28 protein-coding genes and 1 tRNA gene are annotated in these 26515 nt (G+C 61.3%); 17 read left to right on the top strand and 12 right to left on the bottom strand.

Going from position 1 to position 26515, the window contains the following annotated elements:
- Positions 1 to 404: 404 nt before the first annotated feature.
- The 4 genes from leuA to HGP13_RS11895 all read left to right on the top strand — a co-directional run bounded on the left by leuA (position 405) and on the right by HGP13_RS11895 (position 5809).
- Positions 405 to 2081: a 2-isopropylmalate synthase gene (gene leuA, locus HGP13_RS11910; RefSeq protein ID WP_246707444.1), complete on the top strand. Its 1677-nt coding sequence runs from the start codon at positions 405 to 407 to the stop codon at positions 2079 to 2081.
- 253 nt (positions 2082 to 2334) lie between these two features.
- Positions 2335 to 4101: a tetratricopeptide repeat protein gene (locus tag HGP13_RS11905; RefSeq protein ID WP_172225149.1), complete on the top strand. Its 1767-nt coding sequence runs from the start codon at positions 2335 to 2337 to the stop codon at positions 4099 to 4101.
- A 202-nt stretch (positions 4102 to 4303) separates the two neighbouring features.
- A complete protein-coding gene (locus HGP13_RS11900) occupies positions 4304 to 5104 on the top strand; it encodes an alpha/beta fold hydrolase (protein ID WP_172225146.1) in 801 nt (266 codons plus the stop codon).
- 96 nt (positions 5105 to 5200) lie between these two features.
- Complete coding sequence (locus HGP13_RS11895; RefSeq protein WP_172225143.1) at positions 5201 to 5809, top strand: hypothetical protein; 609 nt, start codon at positions 5201 to 5203, stop codon at positions 5807 to 5809.
- Here the strand turns inward: HGP13_RS11895 and HGP13_RS11890 are convergent.
- A complete protein-coding gene (locus HGP13_RS11890; RefSeq protein WP_172225140.1) occupies positions 5793 to 6716 on the bottom strand; it encodes a metallophosphoesterase in 924 nt (307 codons plus the stop codon). The genes HGP13_RS11895 and HGP13_RS11890 overlap by 17 nt on opposite strands.
- 71 nt (positions 6717 to 6787) lie before the next feature.
- Here HGP13_RS11890 and HGP13_RS11885 point away from each other — a divergent pair, with 71 nt between their 5' ends.
- Positions 6788 to 7285 carry an NUDIX domain-containing protein gene (locus tag HGP13_RS11885; protein WP_172225137.1) on the top strand — a complete coding sequence of 166 codons (498 nt, stop codon included), beginning with the start codon at positions 6788 to 6790 and terminating at the stop codon, positions 7283 to 7285.
- 551 nt (positions 7286 to 7836) lie between these two features.
- Here the strand turns inward: HGP13_RS11885 and HGP13_RS11880 are convergent.
- Entirely contained in the window at positions 7837 to 8826 is a 990-nt protein-coding gene (locus HGP13_RS11880; protein WP_172225134.1) for a glutathione S-transferase family protein, read from the bottom strand.
- 271 nt (positions 8827 to 9097) lie between these two features.
- Here HGP13_RS11880 and HGP13_RS11875 point away from each other — a divergent pair, with 271 nt between their 5' ends.
- The 5 genes from HGP13_RS11875 (at position 9098) to HGP13_RS11855 (ending at position 12662) form a co-directional block, all read left to right on the top strand.
- Positions 9098 to 9622 carry an N-acetyltransferase gene (locus HGP13_RS11875; RefSeq protein ID WP_172225131.1) on the top strand — a complete coding sequence of 175 codons (525 nt, stop codon included), beginning with the start codon at positions 9098 to 9100 and terminating at the stop codon, positions 9620 to 9622.
- A 75-nt stretch (positions 9623 to 9697) separates the two neighbouring features.
- The gene (locus tag HGP13_RS11870) at positions 9698 to 10459 is read left to right on the top strand and encodes a 3-hydroxyacyl-CoA dehydrogenase (RefSeq protein ID WP_172225128.1); all 762 of its coding nucleotides are present in this window, start codon (positions 9698 to 9700) and stop codon (positions 10457 to 10459) included.
- Between the two features lie 22 nt (positions 10460 to 10481).
- Positions 10482 to 11261, top strand: coding sequence for a HugZ family protein (locus HGP13_RS11865; protein WP_172225125.1), 780 nt, complete (start codon positions 10482 to 10484; stop codon positions 11259 to 11261).
- 155 nt (positions 11262 to 11416) lie between these two features.
- A complete protein-coding gene (locus HGP13_RS11860; protein WP_172234676.1) occupies positions 11417 to 11761 on the top strand; it encodes a metalloregulator ArsR/SmtB family transcription factor in 345 nt (114 codons plus the stop codon).
- A 103-nt stretch (positions 11762 to 11864) separates the two neighbouring features.
- Positions 11865 to 12662, top strand: coding sequence for an RNA methyltransferase (locus tag HGP13_RS11855; protein ID WP_172225122.1), 798 nt, complete (start codon positions 11865 to 11867; stop codon positions 12660 to 12662).
- A 17-nt stretch (positions 12663 to 12679) separates the two neighbouring features.
- Here the strand turns inward: HGP13_RS11855 and HGP13_RS11850 are convergent, their stop codons facing one another.
- Both HGP13_RS11850 and HGP13_RS11845 read right to left on the bottom strand, forming a co-directional pair.
- A complete protein-coding gene (locus HGP13_RS11850; protein ID WP_172225119.1) occupies positions 12680 to 13831 on the bottom strand; it encodes a hypothetical protein in 1152 nt (383 codons plus the stop codon).
- 160 nt (positions 13832 to 13991) lie between these two features.
- Positions 13992 to 14528 (bottom strand): DUF1134 domain-containing protein, encoded by a 537-nt coding sequence (locus HGP13_RS11845; RefSeq protein ID WP_244277619.1) that lies wholly within the window; start codon positions 14526 to 14528, stop codon positions 13992 to 13994.
- A 390-nt stretch (positions 14529 to 14918) separates the two neighbouring features.
- Here HGP13_RS11845 and HGP13_RS11840 point away from each other — a divergent pair, with 390 nt between their 5' ends.
- Both HGP13_RS11840 and HGP13_RS11835 read left to right on the top strand, forming a co-directional pair.
- Positions 14919 to 15548 (top strand): histidine phosphotransferase family protein, encoded by a 630-nt coding sequence (locus HGP13_RS11840; protein ID WP_172225113.1) that lies wholly within the window; start codon positions 14919 to 14921, stop codon positions 15546 to 15548.
- A gap of 244 nt (positions 15549 to 15792) precedes the next feature.
- Positions 15793 to 16161: a response regulator gene (locus HGP13_RS11835; RefSeq protein ID WP_172225110.1), complete on the top strand. Its 369-nt coding sequence runs from the start codon at positions 15793 to 15795 to the stop codon at positions 16159 to 16161.
- Positions 16162 to 16390: 229 nt separating this feature from the next.
- Here the strand turns inward: HGP13_RS11835 and ctrA are convergent, their stop codons facing one another.
- Positions 16391 to 17086 (bottom strand): cell cycle two-component system response regulator CtrA, encoded by a 696-nt coding sequence (gene ctrA / locus HGP13_RS11830; RefSeq protein ID WP_006203583.1) that lies wholly within the window; start codon positions 17084 to 17086, stop codon positions 16391 to 16393.
- Between the two features lie 451 nt (positions 17087 to 17537).
- Here ctrA and HGP13_RS11825 point away from each other — a divergent pair, with 451 nt between their 5' ends.
- The gene (locus HGP13_RS11825) at positions 17538 to 17915 is read left to right on the top strand and encodes a flagellar export protein FliJ (protein WP_140705050.1); all 378 of its coding nucleotides are present in this window, start codon (positions 17538 to 17540) and stop codon (positions 17913 to 17915) included.
- A gap of 117 nt (positions 17916 to 18032) precedes the next feature.
- Here HGP13_RS11825 and HGP13_RS11820 read toward each other — a convergent pair whose 3' ends face one another.
- Positions 18033 to 18431, bottom strand: a complete 399-nt coding sequence (locus tag HGP13_RS11820; protein WP_172225107.1) for a helix-turn-helix domain-containing protein — start codon at positions 18429 to 18431, stop codon at positions 18033 to 18035.
- A gap of 89 nt (positions 18432 to 18520) precedes the next feature.
- Here HGP13_RS11820 and HGP13_RS11815 point away from each other — a divergent pair, with 89 nt between their 5' ends.
- Positions 18521 to 19447 carry an NADP-dependent oxidoreductase gene (locus tag HGP13_RS11815; protein ID WP_172225104.1) on the top strand — a complete coding sequence of 309 codons (927 nt, stop codon included), beginning with the start codon at positions 18521 to 18523 and terminating at the stop codon, positions 19445 to 19447.
- Between the two features lie 69 nt (positions 19448 to 19516).
- On the opposite strand, the gene HGP13_RS11810 is transcribed toward HGP13_RS11815, so the two are convergent.
- A complete protein-coding gene (locus HGP13_RS11810; RefSeq protein WP_006203587.1) occupies positions 19517 to 19792 on the bottom strand; it encodes a DUF1153 domain-containing protein in 276 nt (91 codons plus the stop codon).
- 287 nt (positions 19793 to 20079) lie between these two features.
- On the opposite strand from HGP13_RS11810, the gene mnmA reads away from it, so the two are divergent.
- Entirely contained in the window at positions 20080 to 21270 is a 1191-nt protein-coding gene (gene mnmA / locus HGP13_RS11805; protein WP_172225101.1) for a tRNA 2-thiouridine(34) synthase MnmA, read from the top strand.
- Between the two features lie 45 nt (positions 21271 to 21315).
- Here mnmA and HGP13_RS11800 read toward each other — a convergent pair whose 3' ends face one another.
- Positions 21316 to 22275 (bottom strand): Gfo/Idh/MocA family oxidoreductase, encoded by a 960-nt coding sequence (locus HGP13_RS11800; RefSeq protein ID WP_027043946.1) that lies wholly within the window; start codon positions 22273 to 22275, stop codon positions 21316 to 21318.
- A 240-nt stretch (positions 22276 to 22515) separates the two neighbouring features.
- Between HGP13_RS11800 and HGP13_RS11795 the strand changes: the two genes are divergently transcribed.
- Positions 22516 to 22592: transfer RNA gene (locus HGP13_RS11795), tRNA-Met, on the top strand.
- On the opposite strand, the gene HGP13_RS11790 is transcribed toward HGP13_RS11795, so the two are convergent.
- The 4 genes from HGP13_RS11790 to HGP13_RS11780 form a co-directional block, all read right to left on the bottom strand.
- Positions 22549 to 24231 carry a recombinase family protein gene (locus HGP13_RS11790; RefSeq protein ID WP_172234675.1) on the bottom strand — a complete coding sequence of 561 codons (1683 nt, stop codon included), beginning with the start codon at positions 24229 to 24231 and terminating at the stop codon, positions 22549 to 22551. The two genes, HGP13_RS11795 and HGP13_RS11790, sit on opposite strands and share 44 nt — an antisense overlap.
- On the bottom strand, positions 24228 to 24359 hold the full coding sequence (locus HGP13_RS38540) for a hypothetical protein (RefSeq protein WP_281410991.1): 132 nt from the start codon (positions 24357 to 24359) through the stop codon (positions 24228 to 24230). The genes HGP13_RS11790 and HGP13_RS38540 overlap by 4 nt, the downstream gene beginning before the upstream one ends.
- A gap of 465 nt (positions 24360 to 24824) precedes the next feature.
- On the bottom strand, positions 24825 to 25352 hold the full coding sequence (locus HGP13_RS11785; RefSeq protein WP_172225098.1) for a helix-turn-helix transcriptional regulator: 528 nt from the start codon (positions 25350 to 25352) through the stop codon (positions 24825 to 24827).
- A gap of 96 nt (positions 25353 to 25448) precedes the next feature.
- A complete protein-coding gene (locus HGP13_RS11780; protein ID WP_172225095.1) occupies positions 25449 to 26093 on the bottom strand; it encodes a hypothetical protein in 645 nt (214 codons plus the stop codon).
- A gap of 119 nt (positions 26094 to 26212) precedes the next feature.
- Here HGP13_RS11780 and HGP13_RS11775 point away from each other — a divergent pair, with 119 nt between their 5' ends.
- Positions 26213 to 26458 (top strand): helix-turn-helix transcriptional regulator, encoded by a 246-nt coding sequence (locus HGP13_RS11775; protein ID WP_031252501.1) that lies wholly within the window; start codon positions 26213 to 26215, stop codon positions 26456 to 26458.
- Positions 26459 to 26515: the final 57 nt, after the last annotated feature.

Genomic DNA, 26515 nt, shown 5'->3' with positions numbered 1-26515 from the left:
GATAATGTTCAACAAATTCAGCCCCCGCTTGCCTCCAACAAGCCGCTCCTGTATGAGAACCGGCATGAATACGCGCGCCACCACCGCTTCCCGTCAGACCGGCTTTGCCGGCGAGACCGTGCGCGCCCTTGCCTCGACCCTGCTTCTTCTCGGCCTTATCGGCGATCGCCGGGTTCGCTGAAGGAGCGCCCGGCGGTCGAACCGCCGCGCAAGCGCATGCTCCTTGGCCAGTCTCAAAATTGGCAGTCACATCAAGCGAACGAAAATCTGGTAAAGGCGCCACTCGCCAGCAATCCGTCCAGGACGGATCCGAGGGCCGCCGGGAGAACAAGACGATGAACACACGAGAACAAATCCGCCCTGATGCCGGGGGCACCGGCAAGGATGTGGAGCCCGTCCGGGGCATGCCCGATGCAGCCCGCAAATATCAACCCTATCCGACCGTTGGCCTCACCGACCGCACCTGGCCGTCGAAAGTCATCGACAAGGCGCCGATCTGGTGTTCGGTCGACCTGCGCGACGGCAACCAGGCGCTGATCGATCCGATGGGCCATGAGCGCAAGGCACGCATGTTCGGCCTGCTGCTCGACATGGGCTTCAAGGAGATCGAGATCGGTTTCCCCTCGGCCTCGCAGACCGATTTCGACTTTGCCCGCTGGTGCATCGAGGAAGGCAACGTCCCCGCCGACGTGTCGCTGCAGGTCTTGGTGCAATGCCGGCCCGAACTGATCGCCCGCACCTTCGAGGCGCTGAATGGCGCCACCAACCCGATCGTGCATTTCTACAATTCGACCAGCGAATTGCAGCGCCGCGTCGTCTTCGAAAAGGATGTCGGCGGCATCAAGCGCATCGCCACCGACGCGGCCAAGATGATCACCGACATGGCGGCCAAGGCCGGCGGTGGCTACCGCTTCGAATATTCGCCGGAGAGCTTTACCGGCACAGAACTCGAAGTGGCGCTGGAGATCTGCAACGCCGTCACCGAGATCGTCAGGCCGACATCAGACAACAAGCTGATCATCAACCTGCCGTCGACGGTCGAGATGTCGACGCCCAACATCTATGCCGACCGCATCGAGTGGATGTGCCGCAACCTGGACAACCGCGAGAACCTGATCATCTCGCTGCATCCGCACAATGACCGCGGCACCGGCATCGCCACCACCGAACTCGGCCTGATGGCCGGCGCGGACCGCGTCGAAGGCACGCTGTTCGGCAATGGCGAGCGCACCGGCAATGTCGACATCGTCACGCTGGCGCTCAACATGTACACGCAAGGCGTCGATCCGGGCATCGACTGCTCCGACATCAACCGGATGAAGGACGTCTATGAATATTCGAACCAGTTGAAGATCCCCGAGCGCCACCCCTATGTCGGCGAACTCGTCTACACGGCGTTTTCCGGCTCGCACCAGGACGCCATCAACAAGGGTATGAAGGCGCTGAAGAAAGCCAACACCAGCCTGTGGGAAGTGCCCTATCTGCCGATCGACCCGGCCGATGTCGGCCGCAGCTACGAGGCGATCATCCGCATCAACTCGCAGTCGGGCAAGGGCGGCATCGCCTATGTGCTGCAGGCCGACTACGGCCTCAACCTGCCGCGCAATCTGCAGATCGAGTTCAGCCAGGCGATCCAGGCGATCACCGATGCCGAGGGCAAGGAAGTGCCGGCCAAGCGCATCCACGATAGCTTTCTCGAGACCTACATCGACCAGCCGGGCGCGCGCCTGAAATTCCTCGACCACCACACCTATCCCGATACCGTGGTCAAGGGCCGGCGCGTGGTCGAGGCGGTCATCCTCGACAACGGCAAGGAAGTGACCATTACCGGCACCGGCACCGGCCCGATCGACGGCTTCGTCGATGCGCTCTCGCGCCATGTCGGCGTCGAAATGTCGGTGCTCGATTATTCCGAGCACTCGATGCAGCGCGGCTCGAATGCCTCGGCCATTTCCTATGTCGAAATGGAGTATCCCGGTGGCAAGCTGTTCGGCGCCGGCATCAACACCAACATCGTTGCCGCCTCGCTGGAAGCGGTGACTTCGGCCGCCAACCGTATCGTCGGCCGCCAAGCGCGGTAGCGTTTACCGATGATTGGCGCGAGTTCTGAACGGCTCTCGCGCCAATCATTTTTTCGAGCCCGAACAAGGCCTTGGCATCAAATGGCTGATACTGGCGGCGGCGCTGGTCCTGTAGCCGGCGTCGGCCGCGCGATTAACCACCGGAGAATTATCTGGTTAGGTACGCGATCGCATAATGGGTGTATACTTGTGTGGTGGCGCGAGCCCTATATGATCGCGCCTCAACCTGTGCCGACTTCGAGAGGATCGACACTTGCAGCATGCCACGCCTGCCGCCCCCGCAGTGCGCGAGACACTGGAGCGACTGCTTGCCAGCGAAACGTTCGGACGGTCCGAGCGTGCGCGCAAGCTGATCCGTTATCTAGTGGAACGCGAGCAGGCCGGCGAAGCCGACAGGCTCAAGGGCTTTTCCATCGCCATGGATGTCTTCGGCAAGGACGGCGATTTCGATCCGTCGACCGATGCCGTGGTGCGTGTGCAGGCAGGCAGGCTGCGCGAATTGCTGCAGCAGTATTTTGCCAATGAAGGCGTCGCCGAGCCCGTCCGCATCGCCATTCCACGCGGCGGCTACGTCCCGGCCTATGAACTCAACGCGATCCGTTTGCCGGAAGCAGCCAAACCCGCCGAACAGACGGCAACGGTTCCATCCGAGCACCCCGGCGCTGCCGAGGATACCCTTACGGCCGCCGCGTTGTTGGCGCCGGCGGCCCCCGTGCCCTCGGTGGCGCGCCATCTCAGGTTCTTCTGGATGGCGATCGCCGTCGTCATCGCCATGCTCGGCGTCCTGATCCTGCGTCAGGGCAGCGGTGCGCTGCTGGCAAGCGGCGACTTGCCCGCTGCGCTCGCGACTGCCAGCCAAACCAGCACCGTTGTACCATCAGCGATCTCTGAAGCCCTGCCGCTCGTCTACATCGACGTCAAGGCCGACGGTGCAGATGCCGGCCGTGTCGCCTCGTCACTGCGTGCCGGCTTGAGCGGCTTCGATACGATCGACTTCATCGGTCGCGATACGATCAACTGGCACGACCCCGCCAACGACGCCACCAGCTTCATCTTCGACATTATGGCTGGCCCGAACGCTGGCGACATTAGGATCGAACTGCAAAGCGTGGCATCAGGACGAGTTCTCCTTTCACGCAATCTCACGCCGGCCGACAGCGCCCCCACGGTTATCGAGGATCGCGTTGCCGACATGCTGAGCTCGGCACTTCCCGCCTCGGGCACGATCTACAACTATATCGAGCAGACAGGCGCGCCAAACGGCCTGACCGAATGCCTGCTGCTCAACGACAGATATTATCTCGACCAGAATGCCAGAACCCACGAGGCCGCTTATCGCTGCCTGGAGACGTTGGCCAATTCCGGGGCAAAATCCTCGCTCGTCTACTCGGAACTTGCATCTCTGCAGGTTGAGGCGGTCTCCGATCACTATGCCTATCCGCCCAATGCGACGATCGAAAAGGCCGTCGAGTTTGCTCATCGCGGCGTGCAGATGGGGCCGACCAGCCCTTACGCGCATCGCGCCTATGGCTACGTCAGTTCGCGCCTCGGCAATACGGACGAAGCAATCCGCTGGATGCGCAAGGCCTACGAACTCAATCCCTACGATATGGGCATGGCCGCCGCTTACGGCTATGGGCTGATCTTCGCTGGGCGCTACGCGGAGGGGACGCCAATCCTTACCCATGCGGCCGAGACGTTCAGCGGCCACTCGACATGGTGGGACTACGGCCTGTTCGTCGGTGATTTCATGCTAGGCGACATGAACAAAGCCATCGCCGCCAGCATGGCGTTGAGAACCACTGCCACGAAATCGCATTATCTGGCGGCGCGTCTGATCGGCGCCAAGGCTGCCGGACAGGACCATCTGGTGTCCACGCTGCTAGACGAACTGAACACCAAGTTCCCCAAATTTGCCGCCGACCCGCGCACCACCTTCGTCGAGCGGAAATATCCGGCCGATCTGACTGAGCGGCTGGTCGGCGCCTTGCGCGCCGCTGGGCTCGGCAACGCCAGCTAAGTAACATCCACTACTCGGCGCGCCGGGCCATTGTCGATTTCGTACGCATTGATCACCGAATACCTGTTAGCCGCCGCGTTCTGTCATCAACCGTACAAATCGCGAAAATTTTACTGGCCATAGCGCTGGACGAGGAGCAATCCAGCCGCATTTGGTGCCCGGTCCCGCGCTTTTCTCAGTCCCGCAACAAGCCCTCAGCTTCATGATTTCATCGCTTCATGCCGTCGAACAAGGATCTGGTTCGAAGACCATCGTCCTGCTGCATGGTTTCGGCGGTTGCCATGATGTCTGGCACGAGGTGATCTCTTGCCTGTCGCCTTCCACGCGCACGCTCGCCTATGATCTGCCGGGCCACGGCCTGTCGTTCGGTTTCCCGGACGCTGGTCCAGCCAAGGTAGCCGCCAGGGCGATTCTCGCCGATCTGTCGGCGCGAAAACTGAAGCGCATTCATCTTGTCGGCCATTCAATGGGCGGCGCAGTGGCGATGTTGATGGCGTTGGCCGAGCCCGACAAAGTGGCCTCGCTGACGCTTCTGGCCCCAGGGGGGCTTGGCCCCGAGATCAATGGCCCGCTGCTGCGCCGCTACGCCGGCGCACGGGGTTCGTCCGCGATTCGGGACTGCCTTGTCGCCATGTTCAGCCCTCACAACCAGCCCCCGGAACGCATCGTCGATATACTTTGTGAGATGCGTGGGCGGCCCGGCCAGGTGCAAAAACTCTCTGAAATCGCAGCCGCCATGACCGCTGGTGATCGGCAAGGCGTTATCCCGCGTGACCGTCTCGACGGGCTTAACATGCCTGTCATGGTGGTGTGGGGCGCCGACGATGTGGTGCTGCCCTCCACCCAGGCGGATGACCTGCCTGCGCATTTTCATGTGCATCATGTGCTGGAGGCCGGCCACATGCTTGCCGAGGAAGCGCCCGATCTCGTTGCCGACATCGTTCGCCGCAACATGAACCGCCGTGCCAGGCCGCATCGTCCGAATTTGGCAGCGACTGGCTGACTTTTTCGCGTGTCCCCGGACACGTCTATCTCGCCAGTGCATTTTGCCGGCGGCTGTGTTAACCCCGTGTTAACCAAACCCGCGAGGCAGACGCCGATGAAGGACGCAGGCGAAAAGATCGATCCCTCAAGAAAACTGTCCGATGCAATCCGCGATGTGAAGAACGCCTTCGCCGATCGCGACGACGTTGTCGTCGACATGCGCGAGGCGCATCGCATGCGCCTCGATCTGCTGGCCGCCGAACTTGCACCCGTCTTTGCCGATGTTCCCGCCGACATGGACAATTTCGACTTCGTGGTTTCCTCGGGGCTGCAGCCGCGCCTGTGGATCGATGCCGTCAGCCATGTCGCGATGGGGCGCGACCGCCGCACTTACCGCTTCCTCGAGGACACCCGCATCGGCCGCGTTGTACTTGCCGAATCGACGGAGATGAAGCCGGTTGCCGATTCCGTGACACGCTATGTCGCCGAGCGCGTCGTCGAGCGCCAGAGGATGATGGAAGGTGGGGTCGAAGCCGCCGGCATGAAACGGGCCGAGGTGGCGGAAGCCGAGCCGCCGCTGCGCTCGCCGCAACGCAGCAAGGGCTGGTCGGCCTTCCTGTCAGGCCTTGGCCTGGTCGCCGCCGGCGCGCTGGTCGGCCTGGCGGTGTCGGTCGCCCTGTTCTGGGACCGCATCGTGGCGATGGGGCTCAGCTTGCGGCCATAGAAGCCTCCACGCCCAGTTCCAGGATTTGCAGATCCGAAGGCGGTGTTGCCGGTCCGGTCAGCCCGCGCCGCGTCAGGCGGATCCGCCAATTGCCCTTTTCGCCGTCGATGTCGAACAGATTGTACTGCGCCGCAGGATGCTTGCCGCCCGGCGCCTGGCCGGCGGCGGCGACACCGACCACCGGAACCTTGGCACCGCGAGCCCCTATCTGGAACAGCGACGGCAGATGCGAATGACCGTGCAGGACAAGCTCGGCGCCATGGCGGCGGATGATCTTGTGAAAGCGTGATATCCCGAACAGCCGCTTGTGCTGCGAGACCGCGCCGCGCACCGGCGGATGATGGATCATGATCGCGCGAAACAGGCCTTCCCCGCCGGTATCGCGCAGGATCTTGCCGAGCCGCTCCGCCTGCCCTTCCATGAAGAAACCATTGGCCATGAAGGGTGCCGTGGCGCGCGCCGTCGAGACGCCGATCAGCGCGACATTGCCGCGCACGCGCAGATAGGGGAACGCGTTGCGGTCGACCGGCGTGTTGACCCCGTCGCCGCTCATCCAGGCCGCCCATGACCGGCAGACCTTGTCGAAGGCACCGGGCACATAGGCGTCGTGATTGCCTGGAACCACGGAAACGTCATGCGGCGGCCCCAGCGTCTCCAGCCAGTGCTTGGCCATCTCGATCTCGCCGTCGAGCGCCAGATTGACCAGATCGCCGGTGACGGCGAGGTGGTCGGGGTTTTGCACCTTGATGTCGGCGGTGATGGCGTCGATGACGGCATCATGCATGTGGCGGCGGCGGTTGCGCTGCCAATTGACGTAGCCGAGCACGCGCTTGGAGGCGAGATCGCGATAGGATACATCGGGGAGCGGCCCCAGATGGACATCGGAAATATGCGCGAGCCTGAACATGTATCTTTCATAGGCGACGCGCGTCCTCCTTGCTACAAAAGCTTGGCTTTCCACCCACGGTTTCGCTAGCGATGACGAACGATCCTGAAACCGCTTTCCGCCAGACCGGATGGGCGGGGCTACGGGCCAGGCTGTTTCACCTCTATTTCGTGCTGCGGCGGCCAATGACGCTCGGTGTGCGCGGCCTCGTCTATGACACCGCCAACAATTCCGTTTTCCTCATCCGCCACACCTATGTGCCCGGCTGGCAACTTCCCGGCGGTGGTGTCGAGGTCAGCGAAACGCTGGCCGAAGCACTGGCACGGGAACTCGCCGAAGAGGGCAACATAGCGCTTGCAGCACCGCCGGTGTTGAAATCGATGCATTTCAACCGCCGCTCCAGCCGGCGCGACCATGTCGGCTTCTACCTCATCGAGCAGTTCAGCCAGACGGCGCCGAAGCAGCCGGACCACGAGATCGCCGAGAGCGGCTTCTTCCCGCTGGATCGCTTGCCTAGGGAGACGACGCCGGCGACGCTGCGGCGGATCGCCGAGGTTTTTCAGGGCCTTCCCGCATCGCCATACTGGTAAGACTTCACCGGAAAGTGAGACGCGAGGAGATTTTTTCGCACGAAAGATCGGCCAGCGGGGATAATCTGCGAGGTGTCGACCAGCGGGAGTGACTGCGCTGAAATCTGTCAACATCAAAGTTTTCTTCCGATTCATATATTTGTTCATCCTGCTAGGATTCCTCCTACTATCTTTCGAGTACATTTTGGTATTTTTCCAATTTTCGAAAGATATAAATGTTGAGATCGCTGTATGGTTTTCTTGTCTTTTCGCATTAAAGATGACCCTAGAACAATTAAGCGTGCTTTTTGGGCGCGCTCCAACGACGGTTGAGTATTGGAGATTTGTGATAATTTCTATCCTGATTGCAGTTACGACCCTAGCCATAATGACAAGGGTTTTTGAAACGAACGGTAACCCACCCCATTTCTCGGGGCACTTTTGGCCTGATGGCGTCGTGATTCTGGGGTCGACATTGGGCCTTGTCGCGTTTGGCTATTCGGTATGGGGACCATTCAAGTCGGACGACGCAAGAACAATCCCTCGCAAACCTGAACAAGATTCCTAGTACTTCAAGCCGCCTCCCTGAACCGCCCCCGGTCATGCGGCGCCCCATAGTCGAGTTCCGGCCCTACCGGCACTATCCGCGTCGGATTGATCGTTTCGTGGCTGGCGTAGTAATGCGCCTTGATGTGATGCAGGTTCACGGTCGCGGCGACACCAGGCACCTGGTAGAGGTCGCGCAGATAGTTCGACAGGTGCGGATAGTCGGCGATGCTGCGCAAATTGCATTTGAAATGGCCGACATAGACCGGATCGAAGCGCACCAGCGTGGTGAACAGCCGCCAGTCGGCCTCGGTGATGCGGTCGCCGACGAGATAGCGCTGTTTTGACAGTCGAGCCTCCAGCGTATCCAGCGCCGCGAACAATTCGCCGAACGCCTCTTCATAGGCGCGCTGCGTGGTGGCAAAGCCGGCGCGATAGACGCCATTGTTGACCGCCGGATAGACCAGCGCATTGATACGGTCGATCTCGCGGCGCAAATGCTCGGGATAGAAGTCGAGGCTTGCATCGCCCCATGCGTCGAAGGCTGAATTGAGCATTCGAATGATTTCGGAAGACTCGTTGGAGACGATGGTCTGCTCTTTCTTGTCCCACAGCACCGGCACCGTCACCCGGCCGGAATAGGCGGGATCAGCCTTGGCATAGATCTGGTGCAGGAAATCGAGGCCGTAAAGCGAGTCGCCGGTGGCGCCATCCTGCGCCAGGAATGTCCAGCCATTGGCGCCCATGAAATGATGCACGACCGAGACGGAGATGACGCCTTCCAGTCTCTTCAGCGCACGAAAGATCAGCGTCCGGTGTGCCCACGGACAGGCGAGCGAGACATAGAGGTGATAGCGCCCGGGCTCGGCCTTGAAGCCGCGCGTCCGACCTTCGGCGGGCTGCCCGTCAACGGTGATCCAGTCGCGCCATTGCGACTGCGTCCTCACGAACCTGCCGCCATTGTCCGCCGTATCATACCAGCGATCCTGCCACCTGCCTTCAACCAGCAATCCCATGCAAATCTCCTTGCGTCCTTTCGTGCAATGTAGGCGCAAGGCGGCCCTGTCGAAGATGTCAGGCGCTGAACAGACCGTCACTGGACGGAGACGACGGACATATCAGGCCAATTGCAGCGGCCGAAAATTGATGCTAGCGGACACTCCGCATGTTCGACTTTGCTTTGATCCGGTTTGACCGACGACGAAAGGGCGCCCGCGCTTGATGCGCTGACTGGCGAATGCTGCCGTTTGCAGCAAACCTTTCCTCCTTTACCGGGACGCAAAGACCATGAGCCTTGCCGACGTGAAATACCTGCCGGAAACCCCGGCGCACGACATCCAGATCGAAGCCATCAACGACGAAGCCTTCGGGCCCGGCCGTTTCGTGCTGGCCGCCTACAAGATCCGCGAAGCCGGCGGCCACGAGCGCGCGCTGTCCTTTGTCGCGGTCGACGGCGACCTCGTCGTCGCCTCGGTGCGCATGACCCGCATCGCCGCCGGCGCCGGCCGCGCGCTGATGCTCGGGCCGCTCGCCGTGCGGCCAGCCTTCAAGAACCTGGGCATCGGCCGCCGGCTGGTGGCGATCGCGTTGGAGGCGGCGGCCAGGGCCGGCGCGCCAGCCGTCATACTGGTCGGCGACGAGCCCTATTACGGCCCGCTCGGCTTCAGGCGCATCCCGCGCGGCCAGATCTCGATGCCGCGCCCCGTCGATCTCGACCGCCTTTTGTCGCACGAGATCACGCCGGGCGCGGTCGCCAGGCTCACCGGCGAGGTCGGCCACGCCAGCCAGGCCAGGATCGCCGAGCACGTCTAGACGAGGCTATGGCTTGACCTTGCACGTCGATCCGGGCCTGATCCGTCCCTGTTTCTCGTAGTAAAGGATGACGCCATGAATCCGAACGGCCAGATCGCGATCGTCACCGGCGGCGGCTCCGGTCTTGGCGAGGCTACGGCGCGCGCGCTTGCCGCCAAGGGTGCTCGCGTCGCCATATTCGATGTCGGCATCGATCGCGCCGCCAAGGTCGCGGCCGAGATCGGCGGGATTGCCGTGCAATGCGACGTCAGCAGCGCCGATAGTGGTGCCGCAGCCGTCGCCGAGACGGCGAGCAAGCTGGGCGAACCGCGCATCCTGGTCAATTGCGCCGGCATCGCCATTGGCGTGAAGACGATCGGCAAGGATGGGCCGCATCCACTCGACCAGTACCGCAAGGTGATCGAGGTCAACCTGATCGGCACCTTCAACATGATCCGCCTCGTCGCCGATCGCGCGGCGAAGCTCGAGCCGCTGCAGGGCGGCGAGCGTGGCGTCATCGTCAACACCGCTTCGGTCGCCGCCTATGACGGCCAGATCGGCCAGGCCGCCTACTCCGCCTCCAAGGGCGGTGTCGTCGGCATGACATTGCCGGTGGCGCGCGACCTTGCCCGTTCCGGCATCCGCGTCTGCACCATCGCACCCGGTATCTTCAAGACGCCGATGATGGCCGGCATGCCGCAGGACGTGCAGGATTCGCTGGGCGCCGCCGTACCCTTCCCGTCGCGCCTCGGCGAACCATCCGAATATGCCGCACTTGCCCTGCACATCATCGAAAACCAGATGCTGAACGGCGAGACCATCCGCCTCGACGGCGCCATCCGCATGGCGCCGAAGTAATCAACCTGGCAGGGCAAGACCCGTGGACGATCGAAAGAAGGACGTGATCCGCGAGACCGACGCCGAGGCGATACGGTTGGCGAAGACACTTCTGCGCAGCGCCCGCTTCGGCGCCCTTGCGGTGCTGGAACCGCAGACCGGGTCGCCGCTGGCAAGCCGGGTCGGCGTTGCCACCGACATCGACGGTACGCCGCTGATCCTGGTCTCGATGCTGTCTGCGCACACGCCTGCCATGCTTGCCGATCCACGCTGTTCCCTGCTGCTTGGCGAGCCCGGCAAGGGCGACCCGCTGGCGCATCCGCGCCTGACGTTGACCTGCCGGGCATCACGGCTCGAGCGTGGCGCGGAGGCACATGCTCGCGCCGAGCGCCGCTATCTCAACCGCAACCCAAAGGCGAGCCTCTATGCCGGGCTCGGCGACTTCTCGATCTTTCGCCTCGAGCCGCAGCGCGCAAGCCTCAATGGCGGCTTCGGCAAGGCCTATCTGCTCGATCGCTCCGATCTCGTCACCGTCGGCCCCATCGTCGAAGAGCTTGCGGCGAGCGAACAATCCGCCGTCGAGCACATGAACGCGGACCATCTCGATGCGATCGCCGTGTATGCGCATCATTTTGCCGGGGCATCCGGCGACGGCTGGAGCATCGTCGGTTTGGACGCCGATGGCATGGATCTGGTGTCGAGAGACAATGTTTGCCGGGTATTCTTCCCGCAACCCCTGGCATCATCTCGGGAATTGAGACCCGCCCTGGTTGAAATGGCCAGGGGCGGCAGGGCTGCCGGGCAGGAAAACAACCAAACTTAATTGCATTTGATCAAAAGCAACACTTGAGATTTGAAAGAAATGTTCTACCTTTTGGAAATGGCGCTGACTCGTCAGGGGCCGTTCGCAAGTGATTTTTTGGATTCAGGCCCCATTGCCCCCATGGCGCCTCGATGAACAAACAGCATGGGGCATTCATGGTCTCGACAAAGCTAACCGCCAACGCCGAATCGGCCGCCGAATTTTTGATGCTGATGGGCAACGAAAAACGCCTGTTGATCATGAGCTACTTGATCGACGGTGAAATGTCGGTCGGCGCCATCGCCGAAAAGGTGATGCTAAGCCAATCCGCCCTCTCGCAGCATCTGGCCAAGTTGCGGGCGCTCGACCTCGTGGACACCCGCCGCGACCGTCAGATGATCTACTACTCCTGCAAATCCGATGCGGTGCGCGAGCTCCTTGTCGTGCTGGATGGTATTTTCGGCACCGGCAAGGAGGACCTGTCCCAGATGGCACACAGATTGCGCCGCGCCGGGACTTGACCGGACGCTCCTGCAGCCGTTTACCTCGCTGACGATTTCCGGAGCGTGGCTTGTGTGTCTTTATCGACGCACGAACCGCGCTCTCGATTTTTGAGCGGAGGACATGGACCCAATTCGCATCGACGACCCGCGGGATCCACGCGTCGCAGCCTATCTCGACATCCGCGAACGTGATCTCGCCGGCCGGCAAGGCCGTTTCGTCGCCGAAGGCAAGGTGGTGCTCGATCTGCTTCTGTCGTCCAGCCGCTTTGGCGCCGACTCCGTTCTTGTCCTGGAAAACCGGCTCAGCGGTCTGAACGACATCTTGCACAAGGCGCCCGCGGACCTGCCGGTCTACGTCGTCACCACAACGGTGATGGACGCGATCGCCGGCTTCCACATGCATCGCGGCATCCTGGCCATCGGCCGCAAGGAGACACCGCTCGCGGCCGGGCCATTGCTGGATGCCTTGCCCGACCGAGCCCTGGTGGTGGTGCTCGTCGGCATCGCCAACCACGACAATATGGGATCGATCTTTCGCAATGCCGCCGCTTTCGGCGCCGACGCGGTGCTGATGGACGCCTCATGCTGCGATCCGCTGTACCGCAAGGCGATCCGCGTTTCGGTCGGCGCCGCGCTCAAGATTCCGTTTGCGTCCTTCCCCGACACATCGGGCTTTACGGCGACGCTCGCCGAACGCGGCTTTGAGCAGTTCGCCCTGTCGCCGGGCGGACAAACCGCCATACGCGATGCAAAGCCCTCCAGGCGCATGGCGCTCTATCTCGGCACCGAGGGAGAAGGCCTGCCCAAAAATCTGCTCGCGCGCCTGCAAACCGTGCGGATCACCATGTCGAAAGGCTTCGACAGCCTGAACGTCGCCGCAGCGTCAGCTATTGCCCTGCACCATTTTTCGCCCAGTTAAACGGCTGCACAACCGCTTCAGTTCGCGTCCGCCTTCTGCAAAGCCCGCACGCGGTCGGCAAGGCTGCGGTCGCCATTTTTGGAGTGACTGTCCTGCGGCGCTGCCAGCGCCTTGGCAATCGGTGAGTCAGGTCCCTCGAGTTTGGCCGTCATATGGACGACCTCCGCCGCCAACGCGTTCATCTGCTCGCGCAGCGCGGCACTGCCATTGGCCGAACCCGATGATGCCATGGCGCCGAGATCCGCCTTGAGCCGCTTGTTCTCGCGCGCCAGCGCCGTCAGCCTCGCCTCCAGCCGCTCGCGATCGCTGTCCAGCTTGGCGATCGCCTGATCCAGATCATCGCGCCGCGTGGCCTCGTCATGTCTGCCCGATTCATCCGGCTTGCCGACCAGCCGCAAGGCCGGCCCGCCGTCCTCGGCCTTCGCCTTTTCGCGCAGCCGCGCCATTTCCTTCTCGCGGCGGTCGAGCTTGTCCTCGCGATCGGCGAGCGTTGCCAGGAGCCGTTCGACCTTCTTGTCGAGTTCGGCCGCCCTTTTCTTCTCCGCCTTCAGGGCATCGCGCGCGGCCTTGCTTTCGGCCGCGATCTCCTGCTGGCGCCGATCCGCTTCCTTGCGCTGGCCGCGCAGCAGCGCGATGTCGCTGGCAAGCTTCTGCAATTCGGATTCGCGCGCCACGAGCTCGATCTGCCGGCTGGAGGAGGAAAAACTGGCATCGTCGTACATGTGCTCCAGCTTTTCGAGTTCGAGCGCCCGCTTCTCCAGCTTGCGCTCGGTTTCCTTGAGCCGCTCCGAAAGCTGATGCAGTTCCTCTTCGCGCTGCCGCAGCGCCTCGTTCTTGGCGCCGAGTTCGGCGAGCGCGTGGTTCTTGTCCGTGCGCTCGACCGCCAACCCCTTCAACGCCTCGCGGCCGCGATTGATCTCGACGAGTTGTTCGGCCGCCTTCTCGCGCAACGCCTTGACGTTCATTTCGAGGCGGCGCGTCGCCATGGCGTACTCGGCCCGGATGCGGTCCTTGTCGGCCTGAATCTCGGACTGCGTCAGCGGAATAGAGGCCTCGATTCGCCTGCGGGTCAGCGCGACGGCACGCCGCCAGACGGCGGGAGCCACCATCAGCGCCAGAAAGCCGGCGCACAGAAAGCCGAGGGCAAAGAACAGGACCGACTGAACCAAAGGACAACCCGCTATCGGCGGCAACCACTTGGATTGAACCGCATCATACTGGCATGGCGGAAATCCGGCGCTGCGGCAAGAGCTTGCCGCGGCGCATTGGGGGGCACAGGCCTACAAATCCCATCGAAAAGCCGGCATTGCCATCATGACGGGTGGGACTTTAGAACGGATTCCACGTCGCCCGTTCGGTCAGCTTCAGATAGCCGAGATTGACACCGAGCCGGGCGCCGACGCCGGTGCGGATCGGCACCAGAAGCACATTGTTGTTCTTCAGCACATTGAAGCCGACGCCCGCCACCACATAGGCCGACCCGGCCACGCCGCCATAGCGGTTATAGAGATTGCTGACATCGTCGAGATTGTAGACCAGCATCATCACCCGGGACCCTTCGCCGCCGAAATCCCAGCCCAGCGACGGGCCTTGCCAGAACACTTTGTGGTCGCCGGCATTCTTGGTGTAGAGCGTACCCTCGCCATAGGTCAGGCCGCCGATCAGCGCGCCCGACCCCTCCTCACCCAGCAGATAGCCATTGGGCAAGCCGTAAGAGGCAAAGATCTTCTCGACGACGGTGGCGAGCCCACCCGATGTCGCGCCGAAGAACTTGTGACCGGAATCGATAATCTCCTGCGCGGTATATTCCTGGGCCCGCAGGGCTGATGTCGAGAAGACGAGAACGCCCATGAGCGTAATCGCCATTGAGAGGACGCGGAGGAAACTCCGGTCGTAGTATCGGGAAAACATGCTTCCAATCTCCGTCATGGAGCACTTTCGCCGACGCCTCGCATCCGGTCCGGCTCTTTAGGCGGCCGTTAAGGATGACTGTTAGGGGCAAACTATGCCGTAATCCTTTTTCAACCATTAACTCCCACAGGAAGATGGCGGTTCGAAGGCTGGCTTTTGGGGTATCGCGGCGCCGGCAGGCTACGCGAACACGCCATTTGCCGTGACGACAATTTTGGATTTGTTGCTGTACGTACGAGTGCTGTGTATTCAGAAAGCCTCGGGTTGGAGCGTGATTCGTGTTGGGCAGGCGCGACGATCGATCGCTCGGCCAGGAATTGTGGAATTTTGCAGGGATTTTCACCGATGGCCGATCTGTTCACCCTCTCCGCGCCCGACCTGGCGGCGCTTCTGTGCAGCCGCGTCTGCCACGACATCATCTCGCCGGTCGGCGCGATCAACAACGGGCTTGAACTGCTTGACGAGGGCGGCGCCGACGAAGACGCCATGCGGCTGATCCGCCAGAGCGCCAAGAACGCCTCGGCCAGGCTGCAGTTCGCCCGCATCGCCTTCGGCGCGGCAGGCTCCGCCGGCATGCTGATCGACACCGGCGACGCCGAAGCGGTGGCAATCGCCTTCCTCAAGAATGAAAAGCCGGAATTGACCTGGAATGGGGCCCGCGCGCTGCTGCCCAAGAACAAGGTCAAGCTGCTGCTCAACCTGATCCTGGTCGCCAATGCCGCCATTCCGCGCGGCGGCAAGCTGGTCGTGACCCTCGAGAATCTCGACACCGAGCCGCGCATTTCGCTTTCGGCAAGCGGCCCGATGCTGCGCGTGCCGCCAAAATTCCTCGAACTGCATTCCGGCCACAAGCCGGAGGAGCCGATCGATGCGCATTCGGTGCAGCCCTACTACACGCTGCTTCTGGCCCGCGAGGCCGGCATGACGATATCGATCCATGCGACGGCGGAAGAAATCGTGCTTTCTGCAGCCTGAGCATCGGACCGACCTGCAAGGCAGATAAAGTATTTCAACTATCTAATATTGCCGTGACGGTTCGATCGTAAGCGTTGAGCTTTTCCCGGTCGGCCGCATCGAAGCATCTGCAAAGAAAAGTCCTCCAGACGGTATCTTTGCAAAAATTTTACCTAAAGGCTTTTCGGGTTCTTTACCAGATCGGTCTAGGGTGGTCACCAGATGCCCGCACGACCGGATTGCCCCAGGGCAAAGAGGACCCGGAATGAAACGCTGCATGTTCGTCGACGACTCAAGCGTCATCAGGAAGGTTGCAAAACGCATCCTGGCCGGCTCCGACATGGTGGTTATCGAAGCAGCCAGCGGGCTAGACGCACTGGAGATGTGCGCCGCCGACATGCCCGATATCATCGTCGTCGACGGCGCCCTGCCCGACGTGCAGGCGGTTGACCTCATCCGCCGGGTGCGCGCCATGGAAAGCCCGATCAGGCCGCAGATCCTGATTTCGCTGGTCGAGCTCGATATCGCCTCGATCATGCGGGCCAAGCGCGCCGGCGCCCAGGGCTATCTGTTGAAGCCGTTCAATCGCCCGCAGTTGCTCGAGCGCTTTCGCACCCTGAAAATCGCTGCCTAAGGCAATTCCAGGAAAAGTGTAAAGCGGTTTTCCCGGGAAAAGCGCGTAGCGCTTTCCCTTGGGAATTGCGTCAAAATAGAGAGTTAGAGCAGTTCGCCGATTCTGTGAAACGGTGAAATGCGCTAACGACTGCGGCAACGCACCCTTAGTTATGAACCGTGACACAAAAAACCCGGCCGAAGCCGGGTTTTTTGTCGAAGATGGCAATAATTCAGTCGGCGCTGTCGTTTCAGGCGCTGACGCGGATGTCCTCGGGTTCGCGCAGCACATAGCCGCGGCCCCAGACCGTCTCGATGTAATTCTGGCCACCGGACGCGGCGTCGAGCTTCTTGCGCAGCTTGCAGATGAAGACGTCGATGATCTTCAGTTCCGGCTCGTCCATGCCGCCATAGAGGTGGTTGAGGAACATTTCCTTGGTGAGCGTGGTGCCCTTGCGCAGCGAGAGCAGCTCCAGCATCTGGTATTCCTTGCCGGTGAGATGCACGCGCTGGCCGCCGACTTCAACGGTCTTGGCGTCGAGATTGACCACCAGGTCACCGGTGGTGATGACCGACTGGGCGTGGCCCTTGGAGCGCCGCACGATGGCATGGATGCGCGCCACCAGCTCGTCCTTGTGGAACGGCTTGGTCATGTAGTCATCAGCGCCGAAGCCGAGGCCGCGCACCTTGTCCTCAATGCCGGCCATGCCGGAGAGGATGAGGATGGGCGTCTTTACCTTGGAGAGGCGAAGCGTTCTCAAGACCTCGTAGCCGGACATGTCGGGCAGATTGAGATCGAGAAGGATGATGTCGTAGTCGTAGAGTTTGCCCAGATCGACACCCTCTTCGCCGAGGTCCGTCGTATAGACGTTGAAACTTTCCGATTTCAGCATCAGTTCGATGCTTTGTGCGGTTGCACTGTCATCTTCTATCAGCAGAACACGCATTTAATTCCCCTTTTCTGCTACCGGACCATCTTACGACCCGTCCGGATCCGGAGCAGTGGTTGCCTTGTGCAGAGGCTGCCATTGAATGGTTAACAAAACCTAATTTCCCGTCCACGACGGTACCAGATTTTTTAACCCCTTTCTACACCCTCTTGAATCTAATAACGAATCACAGACCAAAATTCCTAATGCAACACATTAACAACCTGGACTAAGCGACTCCAGGGACTCATCGACGCGCTTCCGAATCGGCGACCGGAATTTTTACCCGGCCTTAAGTCCTGACCCGTATGATTAACAATGCCCGTAAACGAATGGTTACCGCCGGCAAAAAACTTTAGGGTTTTGTTTCCCATAGTTCGGGGAAAGCCGGTGGACACGGGCAACGCCTGGGCCTTTCCAGGTCGTTTGGACGATATGTGCGGGTGTGCGTTTCCGGGAGTACCGATTCATGAAGTCACGTGAAAACCTCGTTCGGCTGAAACAGTTTCAGGTGAATGAGAAGCGGCGGCAGCTGCTGCAGCTCGACATGATGATCGCCGAGTTCGAACGCATGGCCGTCGAACTGGAGCTTCAGATCACCGCCGAGGAAAAGAAAGCCGGCATCACCGACATCAATCATTTTGCCTATCCGACCTTCGCCAAGGCGGCACGCTTGCGCCGCGACAACCTCAGAAATTCACAAGGCGACCTCGCCCAACAGCGAAGCGCTGCCGAATCATTACTCGGCGAAGCTGAAGCGGAGCTTTCGAAGGCTGAAATGCTGGAATCGCGCGACACCAAGATTCGCGAGGCCGAAACCGGCGGCCGCAGCGCCATGATCGGCTGAACCTGCCGAGATCCGGATCGTCAGCGTGTCCGCGTGGGCGCGCATCTGTAGCAATTCCAGCCTAGCTGGCCATAGCCTCGAACCGGCTCCGGCCGAATTGCCGCGGAGATCACCGATCTAAGCGGCCCAATCCCCTTCATTTGCGGCAATCGCCCTGGCGCGGGCATCCTTGATGTCGGGCGCGTGCTGCTCCGCCCATGCCCTGATCTGAGTGAGGAGTGCCGCCAAGTTCTGGCCGAGTTCGGTCAATTCATATTCGACGCGCGGCGGAATGACCGGGAAGACCTCGCGCCTCACCAGGCCGTCGCGCTCCAGCACACGCAATGTCTGCGTCAGCATCTTGGGCGTGATGCCTTCGAGCTTGCGTGCAAGCTCGCCATTGCGCAGCCGACCTTTGCGCAGCGCGCAGACCACCAGGTAGACCCATTTGCTGGCCAGCATCTCCAGCACGGTGTGCGACGCACATGTCCGCCGGAAGGCGTCATAACCAAAAGAGGATTCGAAGTCACTATCCATGAGGTACCTATATATCAGGCAGGTACATACTGGACAAGAGAATATTACTATCCAAATGATAGCGGCACCAACCAAGCAGGAGACATCCCATGCGTGCCGTTATTCAGAATTCCGTCGGCGGACCCGACGTCCTTGTCATTGCCAATCAGCCTGACCCAACGGCAAAGCCCGGCGAAGTGCTGGTCCGCGTCAAGGCCGCCGGCATCAATCCGGTCGATGGCGCCGTCCGCGCCGGTAATTACAAGCTGCTCGGCGAGCCGCCCTTCATCCTCGGCTGGGATATTTCGGGAACCGTCGAGGCGCTGGGCGCCGGCGTCACCGGCCTCAAGATCGGCGACGAAGTGTTCGGCATGCCGCGCTTCCCCAAGCAGGCGGCCGCCTATGCCGAACTGGCTGCCGTACCCGCCGACGAGATCGTGCTGAAGCCGAAAGGAGCGGACCACGTCCAGGCAGGCGCATTGCCGTTGGCCGGCCTGACCGCCTGGCAGGGCCTTGTCCGCCATGGCGCACTGAAACCGGGCCAGCGCGTGCTGGTGCATGCGGCGGCCGGCGGCGTCGGCCATCTGGCGGTGCAGATCGCCAAGGCGCGCGGCGCCTACGTCATCGCCACCGCCAGCCCGAACAAGCTCGATTTCGTCCGCAAGCTCGGCGCCGACGAGATCATCGACTACACCAAGGGTGATTTTACCAGTCAGCTCAGCGACATCGATCTGGTGCTGGAGCCAATGGGCGGCGAGCACGCCGAACGCTCGCTGAAGGTCATCAGGAATGGCGGCGTGCTGGTGTCCTTGCTGAACCTGAATGACTCCATCAAGGCGCTGGCCAGCGCCCGCGACATCCGGGTCGAGCGCATGTCCGTCGTGCCTGACCGCGAAGGCCTTGTGGAGCTTGGCCGGTTGATCGACGCGACCAAGCTCACCGTCCATGTGGCGAAGAGCTTCCCGCTCGAGGAGGCCGGTGCCGCACACGCCTTTCTCGCCGCCAGGCCGATCGGCAAAGTAGCGCTGACGGTCTGACGCCAAGACGCGGCTTCGAAAAGACAAAGGGCGCGGAGTGCCGCGCCCTTTGATGTGTTCAGCTCGACCCTAATGTCGGTATTGCTGGATGCGCGTGGTGCGCAGCCCGGCAAGGCCATATTCGTCGATCGACGCCTGCCAGGACAGGAATTCCTCGGTGGTCAGCTTGTAGCGTTGGCATGCCTCTTCGAGGCTCAAAAGCCCGCCGCGCACCGCCGCAACGACTTCCGCCTTGCGCCGGATAACCCAGCGACGCGTGTTCGTCGGCGGCAGATCGGCAATCGTAAGAGGGCTGCCGTCAGGCCCAATAACATACTTGACTCTAGGTCTAACCAGATCGGTCATCGTACTCTCTACAAAAAACTCAAAGACCCAATCCCCGCCACGTTACCGCCACAGCTTTAAAAATTGCCTAAGCAGACCCTAATGACTAGGTAAGGATCGTGAACGGCGCGTTAGGGTTTTCGCGGGCATTTGAAATATCCGGCTGGAAGCCTTGGTTTGCCTGGGAAAAATCCCGATGACCGCGGATTGACCGCAATCTGTGAATTGCCCTGCAAGCTGGCGTCGCCGGAAAGCTTGACCTATATTCTCGACATTGGCATTCAGACGCCGCGCAGAATGAAAGCATCATGAACAGTCTCGACCTTCCCGGACGTCCCGAAAACACCCGTATTGTCGTCGCCATGTCGGGCGGCGTGGATTCGTCCGTGGTCGCCGGCCTGTTGAAGCGCGAAGGCTATGAGGTCGTCGGCGTCACCTTGCAGCTCTACGATCACGGCGCCGCGACCCACCGGGCCGGCTCATGCTGCGCCGGACAGGACATCGACGACGCCCGCCGCGTCTCCGAGACGCTCGGCATCCCGCACTACGTGCTCGATTACGAAGAGCGCTTCCGCAAGGCGGTCATCGACCCCTTCGCCGAGAGCTATGTCGCCGGCGAGACCCCGATCCCTTGCGTCTCCTGCAACCAGACGGTGAAGTTCGCCGATCTCCTGGCCACCGCCAAGGAATTGGGCGCCGATGCGCTCGCCACCGGCCACTATATCCGCTCGGGTGCCAACGGCGCCCACCGCGCGCTCTACCGGCCGGTCGATGCCGACCGCGACCAGAGCTATTTCCTGTTCGCCACCACGCAGGCGCAGATCGACTATCTGCGCTTTCCCTTGGGCGGCCTGTCGAAGCCGCAGGTTCGCGCCATTGCCGAGGAGATGGGGCTGACGGTGGCCGCCAAGCAGGACAGCCAGGACATCTGCTTCGTGCCGCAAGGCAAATATTCCGACATCATCGCCAAGCTGAAGCCGACCGCCGCCAATCCGGGCGACATCGTCCACATCGACGGCCGCGTGCTCGGCCGCCATGAGGGCATATTGCGCTACACGATCGGCCAGCGCCGCGGCATCGGCATTGCGTCGGGCGAGCCGCTCTATGTCGTCCATCTCGATGCCGAGCGGGCCCGCGTCGTGGTTGGCCCGCGCGAGGCGCTGGAGACGCACAAGATTTTTCTGCGCAACATGAACTGGTTGGGTGACGGTGCCCTGGCTGATGTTCCGGCCGGCGGCCTCGAACTGTTCGCCAAGGTGCGCTCGACCCGGCCGCCGCGTCCGGCGGTGCTGCGCCACATCGCAGGCGTGACATCGGTCGAACTGGCCGACGGCGAGTCCGGCATCGCGCCCGGACAGGCCTGCGTGCTCTATTCCGACGACGGCAACGAGGCCCGCATCTTCGGCGGCGGCTTCATCGAGCGCTCCGAGCGCGGCGCCGAGGCCGAGGCCATGCTGACGAAACTTGCGGCAAGGCCGGCACAGGTTCCGGCCGAATAGGCGACCGCCTGCCCTGTCGCGCCAAGAGTACGGCGCGGCCTTCCTTCAAGATTTGGTGTGGGTGACCGTGCCTGCCGTCAGGATGCGCAGCACCCTGATCGCTTCCTCGCCGCTGGTGCGCGGTTCGGCGCGCGTCTCGATGCACTGGATGAAATGCTCCAGCTCGCGCGTCAGCGGCATACCTTGCGCGACCGCGACATAGGACGGCTCGTTGGTGGTGAACGCCCATTGGCCGCTGTCCTGCCAGACCGCGTGGCGGTAGACGGCAAGCTTGCGCTCCCATGGCTCGACATCATCGAACACCGCCATCGCCTTGGTGCCGACCACGGTCAGCCGCCGTTCGCGATAGGGATTGAGCCGCGAGGTGAAAAGATGGCTGCGCAGGCCGTTGGGAAAACGCATGTGCAGATGCGCGAAATCGCTGAGGTTGTCGAGGAGTGCCGCACCCTCGCCGCGCACCTCGATCGGCTCGGTGCCGGTGATCGCCAGGATCATCGACAGATCGTGCGGCGCCAGATCCCACAGCGCATCGTTCTCGGTGTGGAATTTACCAAGGCCAAGCCGGTGCGAGTGGATGTAGCGGACCTCGCCGAGCTCGCCCTTGTCGATCAGCCCCTTCAGCGTCTCGAAGGCGGGATGGAAACGCAGGACGTGGCCAACCATGAAGACGCGGCCATTGTCCTTGGCCGCCTGCACCGCTCGCTCGGCATCCGGCACCGTCAGCGCGATCGGCTTTTCAACCAGCACGTCCTTGCCGTTTTCAGCGGCGCGCACCGCAAGGTCGGCATGGAACTGCGGCGGCAAGGCCATGACGATGGCGTCGATATCGTCGCGCACGAACAGCTGGTCGGGCTCGATCGCCAGGCAATCCTGTTCGCTGGCAAAACCTTCGGCGCGGGCCCGGTTAGCGTCGGAAACCGCGTGCAGCGCGCCGAGCGCCTTGAGGGTGCGGATGTGGTTGCTGCCCCAGTATCCGCAACCGAGGACTGCAATGCGCGGCTTCATCTGTTTCAAACTCTAAAAACTCGTGGCCGAGACATAGCGACGTGCCCCGTCGAACTCAACCCCGGCGGTTGCAACCAAATGTCCACGCGGCAAAGCTTTTTCGGCAAAGAGAATATGCGATGATATGGAATGCTTCGAAGCTTGACAGGCTCGCCCTCCCAACCTTATATCCGCGCGACCTTGGCGAACGCCTCGAAATGCCTTTCGATTTAAGGCGGATTTCGGGCCTTTCGCCGCCCTGGCGGGGTAGCTCAGTTGGTTAGAGCACGGGAATCATAATCCTGGGGTCGGGGGTTCAAGTCCCTCTCCCGCTACCACTTCCAACCCACTATCGTACGTAACGGCGGCGTTGAAGCGGCTGCCTAGTCCGGTGGGCTTTTCAGTATACCGTGCATTGGGAAATGCGGCCCCGCCTATAAGGGCGGCAAGCTTGCCCTTGACCTCGATTTCGAAGCCCTCACGTGCCCGCTTGGGGTGCACGGTGACACTATGAACAAGTCCTCGAAGGTTTTGGATCAGCGGGCCACGGTCGTCAGCAGCCGTTGCGTGGTCGGCCAACGCCTTTGAAAGGCCGTCGACGGTTTCGATGTAACGCTGCAAGGTCGCAGGGTGGAGAGCTACGGGTGACGGCGGCTCATCGAGACCGGAGAGCTGTGCCTCTACCTGGGAAAGCTGCGTCTTGAGTTCTGCAATACGCTGCTTGGCATCCTCTTCAGCAATGACGCTCCTGATCACAAGATCGATCGTGCGCTGCCGTTCGCCTTCTATCCGATCGCGCTTGCCTTGCAGCGCTGTGCGGATCGCATTCGCCTGTGCGGACAATTCTCGGCGCTCTTGGTTGTATCTGCGGATGTATGCCTCGATGAGGTCGGGGGCTTTCAGTTGGTCGCGCATGCCATCAAGGACCGCCTTTTCGATCTCGGGCAGATAGATGATGCGCCGATTGGAGCAGCTCCCGCTTTCTCGAACGGCCGAGCACCGAATACGCGTCTTGCCTGTCTTATCACGATCGTGAACCGACAGACCTGAACCGCAAACGCCGCAGCGGAGCAGACCGGACAACAGGTGAGCTGGCCGACGCTTGACATGAGAGGCTGCGTTCACCCTCACTGCTTTGCGAGCCTGCGCCTTGTGCCAAGTTTCGTCTTCGATGATGCGCAAATGCGCAACTTCTTTCGTCTGCCATTGGTCCTTTGGATTTGGCCTGGAGACACGCTTGCCAGTATCGGGGTTCTTCACCATTCGGACCTTGTTCCAGACGATCCGACCGACATAGAGCTCGTTGAAGAGCAGACCTACGCCGCGCTGTGCATTTCCGTTGATGGTGGAACCGTTCCACCGTATCCCCCGCGGTGGCGCTATCCCATCCCGGTTGAGGTCACCGGCTAGGTCACGTGGAGCGCGACCGGCCGAATAAGCGGCAAAAATACGCCGGATAACGTCCGCCTCCTCTTGGACGATCTCGAGTTCGCCAGGATGGCCCAAGACCGGTCGATAGCCATAGGCCCGGCCTCCGGCATGACGTCCATCACGGACGACTCCAGCCATTCCCCTACGGACTTTCTTTGCGCCATCCTCCCTCTGCATCTGACCGACAAGTCCACGAATACCAATGAGCACCGCATCGGCGATACCATCATGAACAGCCTGGATTTCAATGTCGAGAAAAGAGAGACGTTTGTGAAGACCTGCGAGATCCGCCATGTCGCGCGATAGGCGATCGAGCGCCTCGACGACGACGACGTCGAACGCGTACTGGCCCGCAGCTTCCATCAGGCGCATCAGCGCGTCGCGACCCAATATAGACGAGCCGGAGCGCGCCTTGTCCTCGTAGACCGCAACGATAGCCAGACCGTTGCGCGCTGCGTAAGCACGGCACAGCGCAATCTGGTCTTCAGTGGATTTTTCGTTCTGCAGCTCGGTCGAAAAGCGTGCGTAGACAGCGGCCCGCCTCATGTGTCGGAAGCCTTCTTCTTGCAGCGATTTGCATCCATGGCAGCATTTCGGCCAGCCGAAGCGCCGACGGATTTGAGATGATCGCCTCTGGCATCGGCGATGGCGAGTGCTTCGACAAACTTAAGCATGGCTGTGCGAAGCTCCTCCGGCGTTACCGCTGGGGCGGTTTCGCGCAGCAATCCACCATCGCGTCTGTGTCGTGCCGACTTCACGAAGCCGAGCATCACTAACACGACCGGCGATAAAAGGGGCAGACCCCTTCGATCGTGCACTTGGGACCCTTCGGCGCGGAAATCGGATAGTCGCCGAACTGGCGAATCTAGATCGCACGGGCTGCAGCCGTGCTGCTGGGAAGCCTATGGCAGGAACTTGGGATGCGTTCGGAAGCTTTTTCATGCAACGCTCCCATCATCGCCATAGGCAACGACAGGGCCACTTTCTCCCTGCCTGCGGCCATGTAGCCGTTGTCGAGGTCTCTTCGGGAAACACTCGCTCGACCATCCCCTCCTTCGCGGTGCGGATCGAAGCGACAGCGCGAACTTCGCCATTCCAGCCGTCGAAGGGAACTCGTTGAGCTTTGCCATAACTGCCGGTCAAGCCGGCCTGCATTCGACCGGCATGGGTTCGCTGGACCTTGCGCTCTCCTGCTTTGGGTCGATGACTGCCAGTTCCTCTCCTAATGCTGCGATTAAGGACGACACCCGCCCTCGCACTCGCGGATGGAGATGCACCAGCCCTTCAATCAGGCGTCGGCCTTCCGCGCTGGCAATAAAATCGATGCGTTCGTCGGCCGGCAGCTGAGGAGGATCACGATCGGTCTCATTGCCCGGCAGGCCTTCGAAGAAGCGGCCGACCGGAACACCTAGTGAACTAGCGATCTCGTAGAGCATGGAAGCGCTCACGCGGTTTCTCGCGTTCTCATATTTTTGAAGCTGCTGAAAACTGATGCCGATGGATCGGGCAAGCTGGGCCTGCGATACGTCCGACTGCACGCGAACCGCGGCGATCTGCCTGCCGACATATTGATCAGCAGGGTGCGGGCCACTCTCGATTCCATGGTTTACCGGTGCGTTGAAGACGCTGCGGCGCCCTGGCTCCGCAAATGCTTTTCGGAACTGCATCAATCGCTCCATGTGTAGAGAGTTTGTCTCGGTAAGCCCCCGCGAAAATCACCAAACCGACGAATGATCGCGATTTCGGTACCTTATTGCCGAAGTTCAGCTCGAGACGTTCTGCTCTCTAATCCGAGCTATATCGTCCAAGGCCGAGCGGATCTGTGGCCACGGGGGCTCACTGCCATGTAGCGAATACTCCCCTTCCCTAAGCGCTGCATTTAGCTTGGCGGCTATACCGGCGAGCGACGTTGCAGGAACTTGGGATAAGGCTTCGAGTAATTCCTTCGCCCGCTCGCCAGCTTCGCGCTCAGCAAGTAAGGCTGTCGAATAGCCAATCTCCCTGGCGGCGGCATCCCAGCGCGCCTGATTGGCTACGATTTCAGCTTCAGCTTGGGTGCGGGCCACTGTGTTAGCCGGACGAACATCGAGCAATTCCTGGAGGGCTTCAACGGAGTGAACTGTCACGCTCTCGCCGTCGGACAAGGTAACTGTCGTGCAAGGGAAGCCAACGGTCTCGATAAGTACCCTCTCCAGCCGCTGCTGCTGATTGCAAAGCCGTTCAGCCTCTTCCCAAGCCGCCTGCCATCGTTTCCACACCGCCACCGCAGGATCAATGGCGTCATCACCCTCCAAGTCGATGCGAGCAAACGATGTAGCCTGCGTCGCCGCCGTTGCGGTTGCTGTTCCCTCAAGCACCTTCCTGCGGGTGACGAAAGGCCAAGTCGTGTTATTGTCGGAATCAGCCATGATCCGAGCTCCGCAAAGCGTGGGCGTGGTTAGACTGTTGGAAGCGGGGGAACCACTTCCAACGGCCGTTACCTAAAACAAGCATATTTGCACTTTTTGTGCAACAGGGCATTTGAACAATGAAGGTAAGTGCGGCCCAAGTTCGCGCGGCCCGTGGGCTTCTCGACATTTCTCAACAGGAACTGGCGGATCTATCCAAGGTAAGTTTGAGGACGATCGTGCAGTTCGAACGTGGTTCGAAACCAGCATCTGAATCAATCCTGCAAGCGCTGAAGCTATCGCTCGAAGCGGCCGGAATAGAATTCATTCCAGAGAATGGCGGTGGCCCTGGTGTGCGCTTGTCACGCGGTACCGCGAACACTTAGACGAAGGCGGCATCTACAGGCGCCTTTAGGATTATCTGTTTCTCAATCAATGTCAGC

This window comes from Mesorhizobium sp. NZP2077 (assembly GCF_013170805.1).
Taxonomy (GTDB): Bacteria; Pseudomonadota; Alphaproteobacteria; order Rhizobiales; family Rhizobiaceae; genus Mesorhizobium.
The sequence above is the reverse complement of the archived record's forward strand: the minus strand, read 5'-3'. Positions and strand labels throughout refer to the sequence as shown.

Excerpts from the sequence above, each read along its gene's own strand:
- HGP13_RS11790 (WP_172234675.1), bottom strand. The coding sequence starts at position 24,231 with ATGAGGCGGGCCGCTGTCTACGCACGCTTTTCGACCGAGCTGCAGAAC.
- HGP13_RS11775 (WP_031252501.1), top strand. The coding sequence starts at position 26,213 with ATGAAGGTAAGTGCGGCCCAAGTTCGCGCGGCCCGTGGGCTTCTCGAC.
- HGP13_RS11885 (WP_172225137.1), top strand. The coding sequence starts at position 6,788 with ATGACGAACGATCCTGAAACCGCTTTCCGCCAGACCGGATGGGCGGGG.
- HGP13_RS11825 (WP_140705050.1), top strand. The coding sequence starts at position 17,538 with ATGAAGTCACGTGAAAACCTCGTTCGGCTGAAACAGTTTCAGGTGAAT.
- HGP13_RS11815 (WP_172225104.1), top strand. The coding sequence starts at position 18,521 with ATGCGTGCCGTTATTCAGAATTCCGTCGGCGGACCCGACGTCCTTGTC.
- HGP13_RS11820 (WP_172225107.1), bottom strand. The coding sequence starts at position 18,431 with ATGGATAGTGACTTCGAATCCTCTTTTGGTTATGACGCCTTCCGGCGG.
- HGP13_RS11890 (WP_172225140.1), bottom strand. The coding sequence starts at position 6,716 with ATGTTCAGGCTCGCGCATATTTCCGATGTCCATCTGGGGCCGCTCCCC.
- HGP13_RS11810 (WP_006203587.1), bottom strand. The coding sequence starts at position 19,792 with ATGACCGATCTGGTTAGACCTAGAGTCAAGTATGTTATTGGGCCTGAC.
- HGP13_RS38540 (WP_281410991.1), bottom strand. The coding sequence starts at position 24,359 with ATGCTTAAGTTTGTCGAAGCACTCGCCATCGCCGATGCCAGAGGCGAT.
- HGP13_RS11840 (WP_172225113.1), top strand. The coding sequence starts at position 14,919 with ATGGCCGATCTGTTCACCCTCTCCGCGCCCGACCTGGCGGCGCTTCTG.
- mnmA (WP_172225101.1), top strand. The coding sequence starts at position 20,080 with ATGAACAGTCTCGACCTTCCCGGACGTCCCGAAAACACCCGTATTGTC.
- HGP13_RS11895 (WP_172225143.1), top strand. The coding sequence starts at position 5,201 with ATGAAGGACGCAGGCGAAAAGATCGATCCCTCAAGAAAACTGTCCGAT.
- HGP13_RS11800 (WP_027043946.1), bottom strand. The coding sequence starts at position 22,275 with ATGAAGCCGCGCATTGCAGTCCTCGGTTGCGGATACTGGGGCAGCAAC.
- HGP13_RS11875 (WP_172225131.1), top strand. The coding sequence starts at position 9,098 with ATGAGCCTTGCCGACGTGAAATACCTGCCGGAAACCCCGGCGCACGAC.
- HGP13_RS11860 (WP_172234676.1), top strand. The coding sequence starts at position 11,417 with ATGGTCTCGACAAAGCTAACCGCCAACGCCGAATCGGCCGCCGAATTT.
- HGP13_RS11855 (WP_172225122.1), top strand. The coding sequence starts at position 11,865 with ATGGACCCAATTCGCATCGACGACCCGCGGGATCCACGCGTCGCAGCC.
- HGP13_RS11780 (WP_172225095.1), bottom strand. The coding sequence starts at position 26,093 with ATGGCTGATTCCGACAATAACACGACTTGGCCTTTCGTCACCCGCAGG.
- HGP13_RS11900 (WP_172225146.1), top strand. The coding sequence starts at position 4,304 with ATGATTTCATCGCTTCATGCCGTCGAACAAGGATCTGGTTCGAAGACC.
- HGP13_RS11785 (WP_172225098.1), bottom strand. The coding sequence starts at position 25,352 with ATGCAGTTCCGAAAAGCATTTGCGGAGCCAGGGCGCCGCAGCGTCTTC.
- HGP13_RS11870 (WP_172225128.1), top strand. The coding sequence starts at position 9,698 with ATGAATCCGAACGGCCAGATCGCGATCGTCACCGGCGGCGGCTCCGGT.
- ctrA (WP_006203583.1), bottom strand. The coding sequence starts at position 17,086 with ATGCGTGTTCTGCTGATAGAAGATGACAGTGCAACCGCACAAAGCATC.
- HGP13_RS11845 (WP_244277619.1), bottom strand. The coding sequence starts at position 14,528 with ATGGCGATTACGCTCATGGGCGTTCTCGTCTTCTCGACATCAGCCCTG.
- leuA (WP_246707444.1), top strand. The coding sequence starts at position 405 with ATGCCCGATGCAGCCCGCAAATATCAACCCTATCCGACCGTTGGCCTC.
- HGP13_RS11880 (WP_172225134.1), bottom strand. The coding sequence starts at position 8,826 with ATGGGATTGCTGGTTGAAGGCAGGTGGCAGGATCGCTGGTATGATACG.
- HGP13_RS11835 (WP_172225110.1), top strand. The coding sequence starts at position 15,793 with ATGAAACGCTGCATGTTCGTCGACGACTCAAGCGTCATCAGGAAGGTT.